1 protein-coding gene is annotated in these 1,003 nt (G+C 65.0%); it reads right to left on the bottom strand.

Annotated elements, in window-relative coordinates; all coding sequences use genetic code 11:
- Nucleotides 1-988 (bottom strand): hypothetical protein (locus tag GY769_11835; protein ID MCP4202612.1); only part of this gene is annotated, 988 nt, incomplete at its 3' end.
- Nucleotides 989-1,003: the final 15 nt, after the last annotated feature.

The following is a 1,003-nucleotide window of genomic DNA, read 5'->3' as shown; positions in this document are numbered from 1 at the left end:
CCCGACCCCAGGGGTCGGCTCCGGAAAGGGTCTCGGGGCCTATGGCGGTTGCCGCGAGAAGCCGAGCGCCGCTCGCGACCAGCACTTCGACCGGCGCGGACTCCACCGACTCCTCGAAGATCCCGTCTCCGTTGCGGTCGATGAAGAGGGTGAGCGTGCTGGAGCTCTGCAGCAAGTCGATCTCGAGCCTGCCTAGAACCCCCGGATCCAGGGAGACGCCGGGGAAAACGAAGAATCCGGTTTTTCCATCGGGGAGCGGTAGGCTGACGCTGAGATCGAGCTCACCGGTCTCGGTGGCGGTGAAACCGACATCGTAAAGACTCGAGCCCAGACTGCCGACCAGGGCCAGCCCGCGGCCGGTGCCGGCTAGCGGGATGAAACCGGCGTGGGTCAAATCGGAGACGCCGGCGGTATCCAGGCGTCGGCCGGAAGCGTCCTCGACTTCCCACTCGATGGGGGCTTCACCGAGCCCGCTTCCCACTCCTATTAATAGATGAGGCGGGAAAGAGGTAAAGGCATCGGAGAGCTCTCTCTGAAACTCGGCCACCGTGGTCGATGCGGTCAGAGAGCTTCCAATGGCGTCGCGGAACTCCTCGCCGGCGCTGGTCTCCCGCAAGATCTGCTCGAATCCGGCTTCACCGGTGCCAACCCAGGAGAGAGCCAGTCCCGTAAGGGCTTGAGCGAGTGGCTCTCCTACTGGAGCCCGGAAGCCGGCTTCGGAAAGCTCCGTGGCACGGCCCAAGATAACGCTCTTGGTAACCCGCGTAACGCCTTCGGGTAAGGTTCCGGTGGGCGCGGTGGCCACGCTCCATCCCTGGCCGAGAACCCGCAAGGCGCTCTCGACGACCGCAACCGGGAGTGCGTTCACAACCGCGGGAAGCACGATCGTATCCGGCGATAGGGGACCGCGGCGCTCACCCACCCCCAGATGAAGCCGAAGGTGGCCGGTCGATTCGGTCCCCTCGAAGTTCAGGTAAGACGTTGCCACCTGTCCCGTCCGGCT

The sequence above is a fragment of the bacterium genome (assembly GCA_024224155.1).
Classification (GTDB): domain Bacteria; phylum Acidobacteriota; class Thermoanaerobaculia; order Multivoradales; family JAHEKO01; genus CALZIK01.
Note: the sequence above shows the minus strand (reverse complement) of the source record. Positions and strands in the feature narration are given on the sequence as shown.